16 protein-coding genes are annotated in these 16,705 nt (G+C 36.4%); 7 read left to right on the forward strand and 9 right to left on the reverse strand.

Annotated elements, in window-relative coordinates; all coding sequences use genetic code 11:
- Nucleotides 1–72 precede the first annotated feature (72 nt).
- Genes AC6EIW_RS04615 through cysS form a run of 3 tightly spaced genes read left to right on the forward strand, consistent with a single transcriptional unit; the run spans nt 73 to nt 5,669 of the window.
- Complete coding sequence (locus AC6EIW_RS04615) at nt 73–1,146, forward strand: efflux RND transporter periplasmic adaptor subunit (protein WP_498521400.1); 1,074 nt, start codon at nt 73–75, stop codon at nt 1,144–1,146.
- Nucleotides 1,147–1,180: 34 nt separating this feature from the next.
- Complete coding sequence (gene polA, locus AC6EIW_RS04620; protein ID WP_498521401.1) at nt 1,181–4,123, forward strand: DNA polymerase I; 2,943 nt, start codon at nt 1,181–1,183, stop codon at nt 4,121–4,123.
- A 43-nt stretch (nt 4,124–4,166) separates the two neighbouring features.
- Nucleotides 4,167–5,669 carry a cysteine--tRNA ligase gene (cysS, locus tag AC6EIW_RS04625; protein ID WP_498521402.1) on the forward strand — a complete coding sequence of 501 codons (1,503 nt, stop codon included), beginning with the start codon at nt 4,167–4,169 and terminating at the stop codon, nt 5,667–5,669.
- Here the strand turns inward: cysS and AC6EIW_RS04630 are convergent.
- A complete protein-coding gene (locus AC6EIW_RS04630) occupies nt 5,666–6,991 on the reverse strand; it encodes a sodium-dependent transporter (RefSeq protein WP_498521403.1) in 1,326 nt (441 codons plus the stop codon). The genes cysS and AC6EIW_RS04630 overlap by 4 nt on opposite strands.
- Before the next feature lie 92 nt (nt 6,992–7,083).
- Here AC6EIW_RS04630 and AC6EIW_RS04635 point away from each other — a divergent pair, with 92 nt between their 5' ends.
- The gene (locus AC6EIW_RS04635; protein ID WP_498521404.1) at nt 7,084–8,322 is read left to right on the forward strand and encodes a 1-deoxy-D-xylulose-5-phosphate reductoisomerase; all 1,239 of its coding nucleotides are present in this window, start codon (nt 7,084–7,086) and stop codon (nt 8,320–8,322) included.
- A 1-nt stretch (nt 8,323) separates the two neighbouring features.
- Here AC6EIW_RS04635 and AC6EIW_RS04640 read toward each other — a convergent pair whose 3' ends face one another.
- Genes AC6EIW_RS04640 through AC6EIW_RS04655 form a run of 4 tightly spaced genes read right to left on the reverse strand, consistent with a single transcriptional unit; the run spans nt 8,324 to nt 12,291 of the window.
- Nucleotides 8,324–9,424 (reverse strand): serine aminopeptidase domain-containing protein, encoded by a 1,101-nt coding sequence (locus AC6EIW_RS04640; RefSeq protein WP_498521405.1) that lies wholly within the window; start codon nt 9,422–9,424, stop codon nt 8,324–8,326.
- The gene (locus AC6EIW_RS04645) at nt 9,408–10,844 is read right to left on the reverse strand and encodes an NAD(P)(+) transhydrogenase (Re/Si-specific) subunit beta (RefSeq protein WP_498507829.1); all 1,437 of its coding nucleotides are present in this window, start codon (nt 10,842–10,844) and stop codon (nt 9,408–9,410) included. The genes AC6EIW_RS04640 and AC6EIW_RS04645 overlap by 17 nt, the downstream gene beginning before the upstream one ends.
- 11 nt (nt 10,845–10,855) lie before the next feature.
- Nucleotides 10,856–11,149, reverse strand: a complete 294-nt coding sequence (locus tag AC6EIW_RS04650) for an NAD(P) transhydrogenase subunit alpha part 2 (protein WP_011294842.1) — start codon at nt 11,147–11,149, stop codon at nt 10,856–10,858.
- Nucleotides 11,149–12,291: a Re/Si-specific NAD(P)(+) transhydrogenase subunit alpha gene (locus AC6EIW_RS04655; RefSeq protein WP_498521406.1), complete on the reverse strand. Its 1,143-nt coding sequence runs from the start codon at nt 12,289–12,291 to the stop codon at nt 11,149–11,151. The genes AC6EIW_RS04650 and AC6EIW_RS04655 overlap by 1 nt, the downstream gene beginning before the upstream one ends.
- Nucleotides 12,292–12,424: 133 nt before the next feature.
- Between AC6EIW_RS04655 and AC6EIW_RS04660 the strand changes: the two genes are divergently transcribed.
- From AC6EIW_RS04660 to trxB, 3 genes are all read left to right on the forward strand, one after another.
- Nucleotides 12,425–13,003, forward strand: a complete 579-nt coding sequence (locus tag AC6EIW_RS04660) for an EF-1 guanine nucleotide exchange domain-containing protein (RefSeq protein ID WP_498507831.1) — start codon at nt 12,425–12,427, stop codon at nt 13,001–13,003.
- Nucleotides 13,004–13,211: 208 nt separating this feature from the next.
- The gene (locus AC6EIW_RS04665) at nt 13,212–13,442 is read left to right on the forward strand and encodes a DUF8673 family protein (protein WP_498521407.1); all 231 of its coding nucleotides are present in this window, start codon (nt 13,212–13,214) and stop codon (nt 13,440–13,442) included.
- A 104-nt stretch (nt 13,443–13,546) separates the two neighbouring features.
- Nucleotides 13,547–14,923 (forward strand): thioredoxin-disulfide reductase, encoded by a 1,377-nt coding sequence (gene trxB / locus AC6EIW_RS04670; RefSeq protein WP_498521408.1) that lies wholly within the window; start codon nt 13,547–13,549, stop codon nt 14,921–14,923.
- 11 nt (nt 14,924–14,934) lie between these two features.
- On the opposite strand, the gene infA is transcribed toward trxB, so the two are convergent.
- From infA to petM, 4 genes are all read right to left on the reverse strand, one after another.
- The gene (infA, locus tag AC6EIW_RS04675; protein ID WP_011294847.1) at nt 14,935–15,204 is read right to left on the reverse strand and encodes a translation initiation factor IF-1; all 270 of its coding nucleotides are present in this window, start codon (nt 15,202–15,204) and stop codon (nt 14,935–14,937) included.
- Between the two features lie 76 nt (nt 15,205–15,280).
- Entirely contained in the window at nt 15,281–15,496 is a 216-nt protein-coding gene (locus AC6EIW_RS04680; RefSeq protein ID WP_498521409.1) for a DUF8669 family protein, read from the reverse strand.
- 52 nt (nt 15,497–15,548) lie between these two features.
- Nucleotides 15,549–16,511 (reverse strand): NAD(P)H-binding protein, encoded by a 963-nt coding sequence (locus AC6EIW_RS04685; protein ID WP_498521616.1) that lies wholly within the window; start codon nt 16,509–16,511, stop codon nt 15,549–15,551.
- A gap of 55 nt (nt 16,512–16,566) precedes the next feature.
- A complete protein-coding gene (gene petM / locus AC6EIW_RS04690; RefSeq protein WP_011294850.1) occupies nt 16,567–16,665 on the reverse strand; it encodes a cytochrome b6-f complex subunit PetM in 99 nt (32 codons plus the stop codon).
- Between the last annotated feature and the right edge of the window lie 40 nt (nt 16,666–16,705).

A 16,705-nucleotide genomic window follows, 5' to 3' on the forward strand; every position in this document is an offset into this window, starting at 1 on the left:
CAAAAGGAAAGTTTTTAAGCTTTTCTTTAATAACTCAGCTTCTAAAAGTCTAGAGAACTTGACTTTAACAAAATGATTTGGAACACATTCAAAAAGAAAAAATTTTTAGGCTTAATCGCGCTTTCAGTATTAAGTGCTGGTGGAATTAGTTTTAAACTTGCACAAGGAGATGGATCGAACAAAGACATAACCGAATTTACAATTGCAGCAGAAAGCGGGAGCCTACCTGGTTTGATAACAGCAAGTGGTGAACTAAAAGCAAATAAAAGCGTAAATGTAAGCCCAAAAAGACAGGGGATACTTTCTGAAATTTACGTGGAGGAAGGCGATCAAGTTAAGAAAGGAGATTTAATTGCAAAAATGGATTTTGGAGACTTGGAATTTAGAATTGACGAAATAAAAGCTAATTATGAGACTCAAAAAGCGAGTTACCTAAGAAGGAAGATGCTTTTCAATGAAGGTGCGATAAGTGCCGAGGAGTATGAAGAATACAAAAGTAGATTTTTAAGAAGCGAAGCTAAATTTAAACAAATACAGGTTGAAGAGAATGAGACAAGCATAAGGGCACCATTTAAAGGTGTAATAACAAGCAGATACGCAGTACCTGGGGCATTCGTAACTCCTACGACCTCTGCTTCTTCATCAAGAGAAGGAGGATCTACAAGCTCATCAATAGTCAAACTCTCACAAGGTCTTGAAATAGTTGCGAAAGTTCCTGAGAGCGATATTGGAAGAATAAAAACCGCTCAAGAAGCGACAATTAGAGTAGATGCTTTTCCTGATAAGCGTTATAAAGCAGTTGTTTCCAAAATCTCTCCAAGTGCAATCAAAAACAACAACGTAACATCATTTGAAGTTACGTTGTTGTTGAGCAATAGGCCTGAAGATCTACGTCTAGGAATGACATCTGACATCAATTTTCAAACCGGTGCAACAAAGATTAGTACACTTATTCCAACTGTTGCAATTGTCACGGAAGAAGGAAAAGCAGGAGTGCTTGTAGTTGGAAATAACAATCAACCAACATTTAAAAAAGTTGAGTTAGGTACAAGTAGTGGTAGTAAAACTGCAATAATATCTGGATTAGAACCAGGAGAGAAAGTTTTTATTAATCTTCCTCCTTGGGCCAAAAAAAGAGAAAATTAATAAATTTATTAATTAATCTCATTATTAATGTTTCATGGAAGAAATAAAAAAGCCAACCTTATTATTAATTGATGGCCATTCTTTAGCTTTCAGAAGTTTTTATGCTTTTAGCAAGGGGGGGGAAGGAGGACTTGCCACAAAGGATGGATTTCCTACAAGTGTTACTTATGGTTTTTTAAAAAGTCTTTTAGACAATTGCAAAACTATTAAACCCAAAGGAATCACAATTGCTTTTGATACTGCTGAGCCAACATTTCGCCATAAGGAAGATCCAAACTACAAAGCCAATCGAGATGTGGCACCAGACATATTTTTTCAAGATTTAGACAAGCTTGAAAAAATTCTCAAAGAAAGTCTCAATCTTTCAATATGCAAAGCTCCTGGATATGAAGCAGATGATGTCTTAGGAACACTTGCCAATGATGCTGCTGAAAAAGGTTGGAGTGTCAGAATACTCTCTGGAGATAGAGACTTATTCCAATTAGTAGATGATGCAAGAGACATAGCTGTCTTGTACATGGGGGGTGGTCCTTACGCAAAAAGCGGAAATCCTAATCTGATTAACGAAGAAGGAGTAAGGGAGAAACTAGGAGTGAATCCAAATAAAGTAATAGATTTGAAAGCCCTAACTGGTGATAGCTCAGATAATATTCCAGGAGTCAAAGGAGTTGGTCCAAAAACAGCAATAAATCTTTTAAACGAAAATAATGATCTTGATGGAGTCTATAAAACACTCCAAGAGCTCGAGAAAGAAGGCGATAAAGCGAAACGTGGAGCCATAAAAGGAGCAGTTAGGTTAAAACTAAAAGCAGATAAAGATAATGCGTATCTCTCAAAAAAACTTGCAGAAATTTTAATTAAAATCCCTATAAATCGAAACATAGATCATAACTTAGAGGGTATTAATGAATCAAAGTTAGCTGAAAACCTTGAAAAACTTGAGTTACATAGTTTATTAAAACAAATTTCAACTTTTAAAGCTCTATTTTCTAATGAAGAATTATCAGAACAAGACACTAATCTCTCATCGAAAGAAATTAAACAAGTTAATAATAATAGTGAGAATAATGAAATAGAAGAGATTCCTCAGGTAGAACCTAAAATTATAGACAACTTGGAAGAACTTAATAATTTTGTTTCACAAATAATGAAGCATAAAGATGAGAAGAAACCAATAGCAATTGATACAGAAACAACGAGTTTGAATCCTTTTAAAGCTGAACTTGTTGGCCTAGGCTTTTGTTATGGTGAATCATTAAAAGATATAGTTTATATACCAATAGGACACCTCAATAAAGAAGAAGATTTAATAGAAAAGAATCATATCAGTCAATTAAAGATTGAAGAAGTTATCTATGCACTTCAGGATTGGTTCTCTAGCAAGGAAAATCCTAAAACCCTACAGAATGCAAAATACGACAGACTGATATTGCTAAGACATGGAATTATATTAAATGGCGTTGTAATTGATACTTTACTTGCTGACTACATATGCGATGCAACTCTTAAGCATAGTTTAGATGAAATTGCCTATAGAGAATTTGGCTTTAAGCCCAAAAGTTTTTCTGATGTTGTCAAAAAAGGAGAAGACTTTTCTTCTGTTGACATTAAGTCTGCAAGTATATACTGCGGAATGGATGTTTATTTAACAAGAAAATTAGCAATAATTTATATTGAAAGGTTAAAAAGTACAAGTACGAAATTAATAAAGTTACTCAAAGAAATTGAACAACCACTTGAGCAGGTTTTAGCGGAAATTGAATCTACAGGTATCATTATTGATACACCTTATCTAAAAGATTTATCCTTAGAGCTAACAGACACATTAAGAAGTATTGAGGAGGAAGTTTATAAGATTGCAGGAAATGAGTTTAACCTTTCATCACCTAAACAATTAGGTGAACTACTTTTTGAGAAGCTTGATTTAGATAGGAAAAAATCAAGAAAGACAAAAACAGGATGGAGTACAGATGCAGGTGTATTGGAAAAGCTGGAATCAGACCATCCAATAATAAAAATGATTATTGAACATCGCACTATAAGTAAGTTGCTTAATACTTATGTAGATGCTTTGCCTCAGCTTATTGAAAAAGAAACGGGCAGAGTACATACTGATTTCAATCAAGCCGTAACCGCTACTGGAAGGTTAAGTAGCAGCAATCCAAATCTCCAAAATATCCCTGTTAGAACTGAATTTAGTAGACGAATAAGAAAAGCTTTTCTTCCGCAAAAAGATTGGAAACTTCTAAGTGCAGACTATTCACAAATTGAACTTCGTATACTCACACACCTTTCAGGTGAAGAAGTACTAAAAAATGCTTATTTAAAAAATGAGGATGTCCACTCTTTAACAGCCAAAATTTTATTTGAAAAAGAGGCTATCGACGCCAATGAAAGAAGAATAGGAAAAACAATAAATTTTGGGGTTATTTATGGTATGGGGGCTCAAAGGTTTGCAAGATCAACGGGCGTTTCATTAATAGAAGCAAAATATTTTTTAAGTAAATTCAAAGAACGTTATCCAGCCGTTTTTAAATTTTTAGAATATCAAGAAAGACTTGCCCTAAGCCAGGGGTTTGTTGAAACATTGCTAGGGAGAAGACGTTATTTTCATTTCAATAAAAATGGGCTTGGAAGACTTCTGGGAACTCCACCAAATGAAATTGATTTAACTACGGCCCGAAGAGCAGGTATGGAAGCACAACAATTAAGAGCCGCAGCAAACGCACCTATTCAAGGCTCAAGTGCAGACATAATTAAGCTAGCAATGATTCAATTGCATTCAGCTTTAAGAAAGACTGGATTGGCAGCGAAAATTCTACTTCAAGTGCATGATGAACTCGTGCTAGAAGTTGATCCCAAAGATTTGGAGGAAACAAAACTCCTTGTTCGAAACACTATGGAAAATGCTGTAAAACTTAGCGTCCCTCTTATAGTTGAAACTGGCGTTGGAGTAAATTGGATGGAGGCAAAATAGTTGCTGATAAATTCAATAATTTTTCACATTTTTATCTAAGAAATTGTCCCTAAAATTCACAAACACCTTATCCAAAAAGAAAGAGGATTTTATTTCTATAAATCCTAATCAAGTTAAAATATATTGTTGTGGAGTAACTGTTTATGATCTTTGTCATCTTGGTCATGCAAGAAGTTATCTTAATTGGGATGTATTAAGACGGTTTTTAATTTGGAAAGGATTTGAAGTTAATTTTGTACAAAACTTCACTGATATTGATGACAAAATTATTAATCGAGCAAATAAAGAAGGGTGTTCTACTGATGAATTAAGTGAAAGAAATATTGATGATTTTCATAAAGACATGGATTCTCTCTCCATTCTTAGACCAAGTAGCATGCCAAGAGCAACAAAATGCCTCCATCAAATTATTAATTTCATAGAAGAATTAGAGCAAAAAAAAATAGCTTACTCATCAAATGGTGATGTTTATTTTTCAGTAGATAAACATAAAAATTATGGGAAACTTAGTGGAAGAGAAATTGAGGATCAGATAGATAATGCAGCAGGTAGATTAAAAACAAATCAAAAAGAAAGTAAAAAGAACTCACTTGATTTTGCTCTCTGGAAAAAGTCCAAATCAGGTGAGGTTAGTTACTCTTCGCCTTGGGGAAACGGCAGACCAGGTTGGCATATTGAGTGTTCAGCTATGGTTAAACAAGAATTAGGAGAAAGTATTGATATTCACCTTGGTGGATCAGACCTTATATTTCCTCATCATGAGAATGAAATAGCTCAATCTGAAGCCTGTAATGGGAAAGAGTTAGCAAAATACTGGCTTCACAATGGAATGGTTAATGTGGGAGGTGAAAAGATGAGTAAATCACTAGGGAATTTTACAACCATTAGGTCTTTATTAGATGAAGGAATTTCACCTATGACTTTGAGATTTTTTGTATTACAAACTAATTATCGAAAGCCTCTAGATTTTACTGAAGAAGCGCTAAAAGCAGCTTCAAAAGGTTGGGAAAGATTAAATAATTGCCTGTCTTTTGGTTATATTTATAAGATTAAAGATCAAGCCAAAAACGAAATCAACCTAGATGAACCGATAAAAAGATCTGCCAACAGTAAACTTGATAAAGATTCATTTAAATTATTATCAGACTTTGAAAAATATATGGATGACGACCTAAATACATCTGGAGCTTTATCTATACTTTTTGAATTATCTCAACCTATTAGAAAGTGCCTAAATTTATTAAAAGAAAAAGATATCAATGAAGTTGACGAAGATATTTTAAATCAAGTTTTTAATAAATGGGAACTACTCTGTGAGTTGGCAGGAGTTCTGGGCTTAAAAGTAAATTTAAATCAAGAAGAAACAAAAAACGATACTGAAATTGACACTAATAAAATTGAAGAACTTATCAAGAATAGATCCTTAGCAAAAGCTAATAAAGACTTTTTACTCGCTGACAAAATAAGAGATGATTTGAAAAATATTGGAATTGATTTAATTGATAAACCAAAAGGGGTTACTGAATGGAAACAAATTTCAGATTAAGCAAATGTTTCCATTGTAGATAAGACTGTTAAATAAAGTCCTATAGCAATAACTGGTGGAGACACCCAGCGCAGCATAAACTTTAGATACCTTCTAACTCTTAAATTAGCATTAGAATTTGCAAGATCTTCATCATAACGATTTGGAACAATCCAACCCAAAAGAATTGAAATTAGAAGACCACCTAATATCAAGAGTGTATTACAGATAGCATCGGACTTACCTAAAAAGTCTGTAGAAATAGCAGACGGTATTCCAATCAAGAAAATCAATAATGTTGAAGTCCAAACGGCCTTTTTCCTACTCCAATTCAATCTGTCCATTAAAGAAGATACTGGTACTTCCATTAATGAAATAGAAGAAGTAATAGCAGCTATAAACGCCAATCCAAAGAAAACGGCAGCAATCAATCTCCCAAGCAATCCAAGATTCGCAAATCCAGTTGGGAGAGCAATAAATAAAGTCCCAACAGTTGATTCACTGATAACATCTTTCAAACCAAAACTCATAACGACAGGGAATGTAATCAACCCGGCAAGTAAACCAACAGCAGTATCCAAAGTTGCAACTCTCAAAGCTTCTTTAGGAAGATGATTTTTACGGTTTAGATATGAAGAATAGGCAACCATAATCCCAATACCCAAACTTAAAGAAAAGAAAGCTTGTTTAAATGCATTACTTATTGTGTTTTTATCAAAAAGTTGAGATGAATCCCATTTAAGTAAAAATGATGTATATCCTTCCCATGCCCCAGATAAAGTTGCAGCCCAAATAGCTAACAACAAAAGGAGTCCAAATAAAAATGGCATTGCCCATTTTGTTAGTTTTTCTATGCCTCCACGAACGCCAGCAACAACAACAAAAGCAGTTAACAATAAGCTGATTATTTGACCTACAAATACACTATTACCACTGCTAATTTTACCAAAAAATTCTCCCGCCTCCGTCATATCGGAGGGTAGGCCGACGAACAAGGCATGGAAAAAAGTATCAATTGTCCATCCCATTATCACTGCGTAATAAGAAAGAATTCCACAAGAAGCTATTGCAAACAACCAACCTAGAGGCTTCCAATTCTCTCCAGCAGCTTTGATGGGAGCAAGGAAAGGACTACTTGCAGTGCTTCTCCCCAAGACCATCTCTGCAACTAAGACAGGAAGGCAAACAACTAAAACAACCAATATATAAAGGATAAGAAAAGCAAGTCCACCGCCTTGAGATGACCTATAAGCAAAGCCCCAAAGATTTCCAAGGCCTACAGCACTTCCGGCCGCGGCAAGTGCGAATCCCAGTCCTGATCTCCATTGTTCCCTTTCTTGCATAATAAATCTCTATTAAAATCCAGAAGAAACTGGTAAATATACAACTGGGTTATACCTTTAAATGGGAGACTGGTCATACTTGACTTCACAATGTGAAAGCCATAAGCGTTTTAGGCTCAACGGGATCTATTGGAACTCAAACTCTTCAAATTGCAGAAGAGTTTCCTGATCAATTCAAAATTGTTGCGCTAACAGCAGGAAAGAATCTTGATTTAGTAATCAAACAAATTGAAACTCATCAACCTGAAGTCGTTTCACTAGCCGATGAGTCTCTTTTGCCAGAACTGTCTAGGCGAATAAATAGTCTTACTGAAGATTCAAGAATATTCAAGAAACCCTTATTGATGGCGGGAGCCGAAGGACTTAATACTGCAGCAGCTTGGGGAAGTGCAGATCTTGTTGTAACTGGAATAGTTGGCTGTGCTGGTCTCTTGCCAACACTTGCAGCTATTGAAGCAGGGAAGGACCTAGCTCTAGCAAATAAAGAAACTTTGATTGCAGCAGGACCAGTTGTCATTCCTGCTTTAAAAAAAAGTGGAAGTAGGCTCTTGCCTGCAGATTCTGAACACTCAGCGATATTTCAATGTCTCCAAGGAACGCCATGGGCTGAAAATGCAAGACTCTCAACTGGGGTGCCTACTCCAGGATTTAAATCCATACAATTAACTGCATCAGGAGGAGCATTTAGAGATTGGGAAGCTGAAGATTTAGCTAAAGCAACTGTTGATGATGCGACTAGCCATCCTAATTGGAGCATGGGAAAGAAAATAACTGTAGATTCTGCAACCCTTATGAATAAGGGACTCGAAGTCATTGAAGCGCATTATCTTTTCGGCCTTTCATATGATCAAATCGAAATCATTATCCATCCACAAAGCATCATTCACTCGATGGTTGAATTGGATGATTCATCAGTTTTAGCTCAATTGGGATGGCCAGATATGAAGCTCCCTATTTTGTATTGTTTAAGTTGGCCTGGTCGACTTAAAACACCTTGGCCAAGATTAAAGCTTACTGAAATAGGCAATTTAACTTTTAAAGAACCAGATACTAAAAAATATCCATGTATGGAACTTGCTTACGGCGCAGGAAAAATAGGAGGCACAATGCCAGCAGTGCTTAATGCCGCTAATGAAAAAGCAGTAGAACTATTTCTAGAAGAAAGGTTTAAATTTATCGATATTCCAAAAGTAATTGAGGCGATTTGCGAGAAACATAAATGCGACCTAAATCTAAATCCAAGCCTCAGTGAAATTCTTGAAGTTGACAGCTGGGCCAGAGAAGAAGTCTTAGATTATTCAGAAAAAAATATTACAAAAATGCAGTTTTAGATTAAATATTTTTCAAAGATAAAAACCATTTAGAAACAACTTGATCCCCCCAACAACCTTGAACCCCATGAAATCCATTGTGTCCTCCTTTTTCAGTAAAAATAAATTTATTAAAATTTTGATCTTTAGAAAATTTCATTTTTTTCATTAGTCTTTCAGCAGCAAAATAAGGAACCCAAGGATCATCTTTAGATTGAATAAATAATGTTTTAGGAATAGATTTTTCATTATTAATAAGAGAGAAAAATGGAGATGCTTTCGCATAATATTCATCAACATTTTCATATCCCCACCTCGGAGCAGTTATAAAATTATCAAAGGATCTAATATCATTTATTTTTCTTTTTTTATCTTTTTTATTTATTACTAACGCATCCTTTTCAGTTTCTTCTATCCCAAAAGGATCTTCTAAAGTTTGCCTAATTAAACGATTTAACAACCATTTCTGATAAATAAAATTTCTCGGTCTTTCAATAGATGAACTACACTCACTCAAATCCAAAGGACTACTAATACATACCAATCCATCTAAGAAAGACTCATCACTCATACAAGCATTTAAAAGAATGGTTCCACCCAAAGAAATCCCAGCGCCAAAAAGAGGAATGTTTTTTGAACACTTATAGTCATTAGTTAATTGGTATGAAATCTCTCTAGCACGCCTTAATACAGGAACCAAATCACTATTGCACTCAGCGGCATAGGTACCATCAACAAAATTTCTACAAGGATCTGAACCTCTCAGATTGAGTTTCAAAACGGCGAAGTTTGATTGCACCAAAGCACTAGCCATTCTAGTCAACCCTCTTCTACGAGTAGAACCACCAAGTCCATGCAGAAGTAGAACTAAACCATTGATGCGCAAGGAACTTGATGGTTTATCCAAATACGCAACTAATGAACCTCCTCCTTTTTTTCTACTTTTTAGTGGTGGAACATTGATACGAATCTCTGATGAGTTGACATCAGGTAATTCATCGGAAGCGAATGTATCTCTTAGGGTCTGAAGGTCAGGACCAATCCAGGGGATACGCTCTTTAAAAGGGCTTATTCCTAAATCTGATAGTAAACCTTGTCTTTTAAAATTATCCTTTACTGCCAAGTCCAAGCTCCTTTAATTCCAACAAAAGATCTCCAAGAACTTTTTTTGCATCTCCAAAGACCATAGAAGTATTTTGCAAATCAAAAAGATCATTTTTTATCCCTGAATATCCAGCACTCATTCCTCTCTTAACAACAAATACTGTTCTAGCTTCTTGAACATCTAAAACTGGCATACCATAAAGAGGCGAAGTCTGATCATTCTTAGCCTGAGGATTAACCACATCATTCGCTCCTAGAACTAATACAACATCCGTAGCAGGAAATTCAGGATTAATCACATCCATTTCTTTTAATTGCTCATATGGAACATCTGCTTCTGCCAAAAGAACGTTCATATGACCAGGCATTCTTCCTGCAACTGGATGTATGGCATACGTGACTTCAATGTCGGCACTCTCTAATACTCTGGTGACCTCTCTTAGGGTGTGCTGAGCCTGGGCCACGGCAAGACCATAACCTGGAACAATCACAACTCTCTCTGCAGCTTCGAGCGTGAGTGCACATTCTTCCGGACTGCAACTAGTTATGTTTGTATACTCTCCTCCACCTCCTGAGGCAACTGAGCTAGCACCAAGTGCACCTCCAAACAAAACAGAAACTAAAGATCTGTTCATGCCATCGCACATGACTTGTGTAAGGATCAGTCCAGCAGCTCCAACCATTGCACCGGCGACAATCAAAAGTTGACTACCAACAACAAAACCTGCCGCTGCTGCTGCAACTCCTGAGTAGCTATTTAGCAAAGATATAACTACTGGCATATCTGCTCCGCCAATAGGAAGAGTAACTCCAATACCAAGCAAAGATGAAGCAACTACAATAAGGAAAAGACCATTTTTTCCATCTATTAAAAGATAGATCCCGCCAATCAAAGCAAGAGCAGCAAACAATATATTAAAGAAATGCCTAGCTTTACTTTGGGTCCACGAAGGTGTAGACAGCCAACCCTGAAGCTTGGCCATTGCAACTATTGATCCAGAGAAAGTAATCGCTCCAACAAAGAGTGAAACTACTATTGAAAAATTCCTGACAAGCTCACTTGCAACTCCATCTGAGCCCTCTGAAGATGGGAATAATGCAACACCAAGTGCAACCAAAAGTGATGACATTCCTCCACAACCATTAAACAAAGCCACTATTTCTGGCATTGCAGTCATTGGAACTTTTTTAGCTGTAATGGCTCCTAAAAGCCCACCAATCAAGGTTCCACTAATTATCCAAACCCAAGAGTCAATAGAAATCCCAATAGTGCCTTGAGAGTTCATCAAAACCCCAAAAGCAGCCAATAACATTGCAATAGCAGCAAGCCTGTTTGCTTCCCTTGCTGATCTAACTTTTGACAGGCCTTTAATGCCCAAAGCAAGTAATAAAACCGCTAGTAGATCAATAGCAAACTTAATTGGACCAATAAAAGTCATAAGAAATAATCCTATTTACGAGTTTTTTTACGGCTAAACATTGCAAGCATTCTGTCTGTAACAAGAAAGCCACCAATTACATTGAATAAGGCAAAACCAAGAGATATTGAGCCAATTATTAGTAAAGGTAAATTGTCTCCTGATTTGATTATCAATGTTAAAGCTGCAAGCATGGTGATGCCTGAGATTGCATTAGCTCCACTCATTAATGGAGTGTGCAAGGTTGGCGGAACCTTGCCTATAAGCTCTAGTCCCAAAAGACTTCCAAGAAGAAGCACCCAAAGAGCTTCACTAAAAAAACTCATTACTTAATTCCTCCATTCTCAATGATTTCTGATTTAAGGATTACTCCATCCTTACTAATCAAAGAACCACTAATAAGCTCATCATCGTTATCAATTAAAAACTTACCCTCTTTAAACATCGGTTTTAGAAGAGACAATAAATTTCTGGAATATAAAGAACTTGCGTGATTTGGAATTGAACAAGGCAGATCAGATGCACCAATAATCTTGACCCCTTTTCTAATAATAGTTTCTCCTGGTTTTGAGCATGCACAATTACCACCACTAAGGACAGCAAGATCAATCACTACCGAACCAGGACGCATATCATCCAACATATCTTCATCAATAAGTTTTGGAGCTCTTTTACCAGGAACCTGCGCAGTACAAATCGCTACGTCAGCTTCAGATAATTGAGTAGCCAATTCTTTTCTTTGTGCAATGAGAAATTCATCCGAAACTTGTTTTGCATATCCTCCAGATTCTGAAGGGGTTTCGTCAATCTTTGGAAGCTCAATAAATCTTGCGCCTAGTGATTCAACTTGCTCTTTCACAGCCTCTCGTATATCACTCACATAGACAACAGCACCAAGTCTTTTTGCTGTTGCAATAGCTTGCAATCCTGCGACTCCAGCGCCTAAAACAACAACTTTTGAAGGCTGAATTGTTCCAGCAGCAGTCATTAACATCGGGAAATATCTATCAAGAGCACTAGCTGCTAAAAGTACGGATTTATATCCAGCTATATTTGCTTGAGAAGATAATGCATCTGATGATTGTGCTCGGCTAATTCTCGGAAGCAACTCCAAAGATATTGCAGAAATTTTTTGAGATTTTAATATTTCGGCTAATAACTTGTTCCCGTAAGGATTCAGTAATCCCACAAGAAAACAGCCCGGTTTTAATTGTGAAAGAAATTTTTCATCCGGAGGCTGAACGCAGAGAACTATATCAACAATCTTTATTACCTCATTATTTTCCTTTTCAATTAATTCAGCGCCAGCATCAACATAAGAATTATCTAAAAAACCAGCAGCCTGTCCTGAACCTTTTTCAAAAAATACTTTACAACCCAGGTCCAAAAACTTTTTAACAGTCTCTGGAGTAGCTGAAACGCGAGTTTCCTCAAAAGCTGATTCGAAAGGAATTAAGAGACTAACCAAAAGTAAAAAAATTGATCCTCATTAAGATTAGGAGAGGAAACGTTTGAATACCACCATTTTTAGTTAAGAAAGGTTTTCCTAATAGTTTTTCTTGGCTATGAAGGAAATGAGAAAATGTTATCGATCAAAAAAAATGAGCCTCACCGCGATCGAATGTCCTGATGGTGTATGTCATAGCCATCACGGTGGGCATGCTGTTCCAAGAACAGCCATGCAAAAAAATCTTCAAAGTCATGGCAAAGAGTGGTGTGAGAGGCTAGCAGAACGAATTTATGAAATGTCTGTAGACACTTTTTCTCAGACAGTAATGCCAAGTCTTCACGCCTCCGGATGGCAAAGGAAACATCTTGATTGGGAATTCAAACTTGCAAATAAAGAATCTGAACCAGATGAAGCCTTGGTTGAAGGCATCATCAATGCAACCGAAAGTTTTTTAAGAAGTAGTGAAGTTCACCGATTATTTATACAAGAACTTGTGCAAGGAACATTTGCTGAAGCAAAAGATGACAGATTGCCATCTAAAGCTGTTAGAAAAGTAATAGAAAATGAAATAATTGTAATGATTGAAGGAAGGAAAGAAGAGTTAACAAATAAGATTGCAAAGGCTTTGGAAGAAGAGGCTAATGGAGATTATGAGTTAGCCAAGAATGCAGCAGTTGAAGGCATAAATGATGTTGAGAAATTATTAATCAACCATACAGAAGCCGTATAGCATGACGGTGATTAATTACAAAATAAAAGCTTTAATCAATAATCAATAAAATAAAGAAACAACAGAAATATTTTTTCCATCACAAATATAAAGAAAATCTAAAATCTTAAGTGATAATTTCGTTTTGCCGACAAAACGCAAATTTGTACCAAAAAACACAAGTTAATCTCCCATTGGCATGTCAAGGTAAGTTCGTTGGGGATTAATTATGAATGCTTCTTTCAACAAGAGAATAAGTATCGCAAGCTGTTGGGCCGCAAGCAGAATAGCTTTACTTGATAGCGTGGAAAGATATGAAGATAGCTACGCTATCAGCCAGGAATTCTGTGAATGGATTACTTGCATAAATACTTATCCAGAGGGATTACAGGCTTCAACCTTAAAAGTGCCTCACTTTCAAAAAGAAAATTTTGACGCCGACGAACTTCTTGAGCTTTGATTTTTAATCGATTAATGATTTAGAAGTAATCCACTTTCTTAGGCTTTAGATACACTTTCAAGATTTTTTCTTATATCGTATAAGTCAGTCTGAATTAATATGGCATGGCAGCTGAAAGTAAAGAATTAAAAAATGAGAATTTAGTAATCTTAGGTTCAGGACCAGCTGGATACACTGCAGCAATTTACGCTGCAAGAGCGAATCTGCAACCATTGCTAATTACAGGTTTTGAACAAGGTGGAATCCCTGGGGGACAATTAATGACAACCACATTTGTAGAGAATTTCCCTGGCTTTCCTAATGGGGTTCAGGGGCCGGAGTTGATGGATTTAATAAAAGCTCAAGCTTTGAGATGGGGAACAAAGTTAATTGAAGAAGATGCAATATCAATTGATTTAAGCAAAAGACCCTTTACTATTCTAACTAATACAAAAAAAATCAAATCACACTCCTTAATTATTTCAACAGGAGCAAGTGCCAATCGTCTGGGGCTTAAGAACGAAAAATCTTTTTGGAGTAAAGGTATAAGCGCTTGTGCAATCTGTGACGGTGCAACTCCTCAATTCAGGAATGAAGAACTTGCAGTAGTCGGAGGGGGAGACTCTGCTTGCGAAGAAGCTGAATATCTAACTAAATATGGAAGCCATGTACATTTGTTAGTTAGATCAAACAAGTTAAAGGCCTCTGCAGCAATGGCCGATAGAGTAATCGCAAACTCTAACGTTACTATTCATTGGGAGACTGAGCTTTTAGATGTTTCAGGTAATGAATGGTTGGAGAAATTAAAAGTCAAACGAAAAAATACAAACCAGCAAGATGAGATTTTTGCTAAAGGCCTTTTTTATGCAATTGGGCATACTCCAAACACCTCTTTGTTCACCAAACAGTTAGATACAGATGCAAAAGGTTATTTATTAACAGAACCTGGAAGGCCCGAGACTTCTTTGGAAGGTGTTTATGCAGCAGGAGATGTCGCCGATTCGGAATGGCGTCAAGGAGTTACTGCTGCTGGAAGTGGTTGCAAAGCAGCTCTAGCCGCTGAAAGATGGCTATCAAAAAATAATCTGGCAACTCTTATTAAACGAGATGATTTAGAGCCATCTAAGGCTGAGACGACAAAAACTTTAGAAGTTAGTAACAAGGAAAATTTTGACCCTGACAAGACATGGCAAAAGGGAAGTTATGCATTGAGAAAGTTGTACCATGAGACAGAGAAACCTCTTTTCGTTATATATACATCCAGTAGCTGTGGCCCCTGTCATATACTCAAGCCCCAACTTCAAAGAGTCCTCAAAGAATCACAAGGAAAAGCTATAGGCGTTGAAATTGATATAGAAAGCGATCAAGAAATTGCAAAGCAAGCTGATGTGAGCGGAACTCCCACGGTTCATCTTTTTAAAAATAAAGAATTAAAAGAACAATGGAAAGGTGTCAAAGCAAGAAGTGAATATAAATCTGCATTAGATTCACTAGTTGATTAGCTATTAAAGCCTTATCTTTTTCTTGGTCCACCTGGTCTATTCCCACCTTGCCTTCCTCCACCGGGGCCTACATTTCGCTCCCTGTATGTGATTCGACCCCGTGTCAGATCATAAGGACTGATTTCAACTAGGACTTTGTCTCCTGCAAGCAATTTTATTCTAAATTTTGTTAATTTTCCTGCGGCCCTACACAAGCATTGATGTCCAGCGGGCTGCTCAAGAGTTACAAGATAGAATCCATTGCCTTGCTCTTTTTCAATAACGCCGGATGTTTCAATCATGTGTTTTTTTTTGCATCACTAATTAACTAAAATAATTGTATTCTAAAAAGTCTTTGGTTAACCAATAAATGTATATTTAGCTAAAAATCTCTTGCAACTCTCTAGCAGTTTGAAATTGTCCATAATAATAATTTGCAGAAGCTCTTATACCTGCATCATCCAAACCATCAAAAGCATCAAAACCAATACTTTTCCATAACTCATTACCACATAATTTATCTAACTCGGAAGAGGCTTCTTTAGATAGATTTTCCAATCTTCTATTAAGGTTTTTGATTTGACTAATGGACATTACAAATAAAAGTTTTTTCAATAGTACATATTAACTATAGTTTTGCAACAGTTTAAATAGGGAATTTCTTTTTCTCTTCAATATCAAGGTCAACCCCAATATCTTTAAGTCTTTTCAAAATAACTCCGTAATACTCTTTTATGTAACCCTCCATTGTTGTTGAATCGGCTTTATCAAGACCAAAAGCAGTGTAAGTATCATCCATAGGAGCATCTAATTTCCCTCCATTCCCACTCAATTCAGAGAAAGAGAGCCTTTCAGCAACATTTAAGGTCGATTCAAAAAACGATACAACTGATTGAGCAATAGAAATTATGGTTGGAGAAACTTTTAATACTCTCGCTCTTTTTTCACTGAACTTTTCACATAAACCAACCAATTCTTTTGCACTCCATGCTTTAGGACCAACTATGGGAAATCTTCCTTTTATGGTTTGAGGCCTATCTAACGCTGCGACAGCAAATCGAGCTATGTCTTGCGTATTCATGTAAGCAATTTCGGTTGGATTTCCACTTATCCAAACCGGTTCATTATTTAAGATTGGAATAGCAAATTGACCTATTACACCTTGCATGAAAGCTACACCTTGCAAGATGGTGTAATCCAAAGATGAACTAACCAATAATTCTTCAGTGCAATATTTTATATCCATTAATGGAATTTGCCTGTATTTTTCTGCTCCTAATAGAGAGAGGAATATTACTCTTTTTACATTTTTTTCTTCACAAGCGTTGTATAGATTTAATTTTCCATCCCAATCTATCTCGTAAACGCTGCGAGGATCATCAGGTCGGCTAGTAGCTGCATCAATAACAGCGTCTACACCATCAAGGGCATACTCAATATCTTCTTTATTTATTAAATTGCCACGGGTTAACTCACAGCCCCACTCTTGAAGGAATGAAGCTGCTTTTGGTTTCCTAACCATGCAACGCACTTTATGCCCTGCATCTATGGCATTTTTGGCTATTTGGCGACCAAGAGTTCCTGTGCCACCAATCACCAGAACTTGCATAGTTGAATTCATTACAAGATTCGAGCTTAAATGGGCAAACTATGGATTGTGGAAATCAATCACCTTGAAGTTTCAAAAGAAGAACTCCTCCTAAGAGCCCAACGGGAATTAAAACCCAAAAGACTGCAGCGATTCCAAAAATTTCTGATGCCATTCAGATAATTTAACTCATCTTCTATTAAAACCTAAAGCCC

The organism is Prochlorococcus sp. MIT2308, assembly GCF_059772345.1.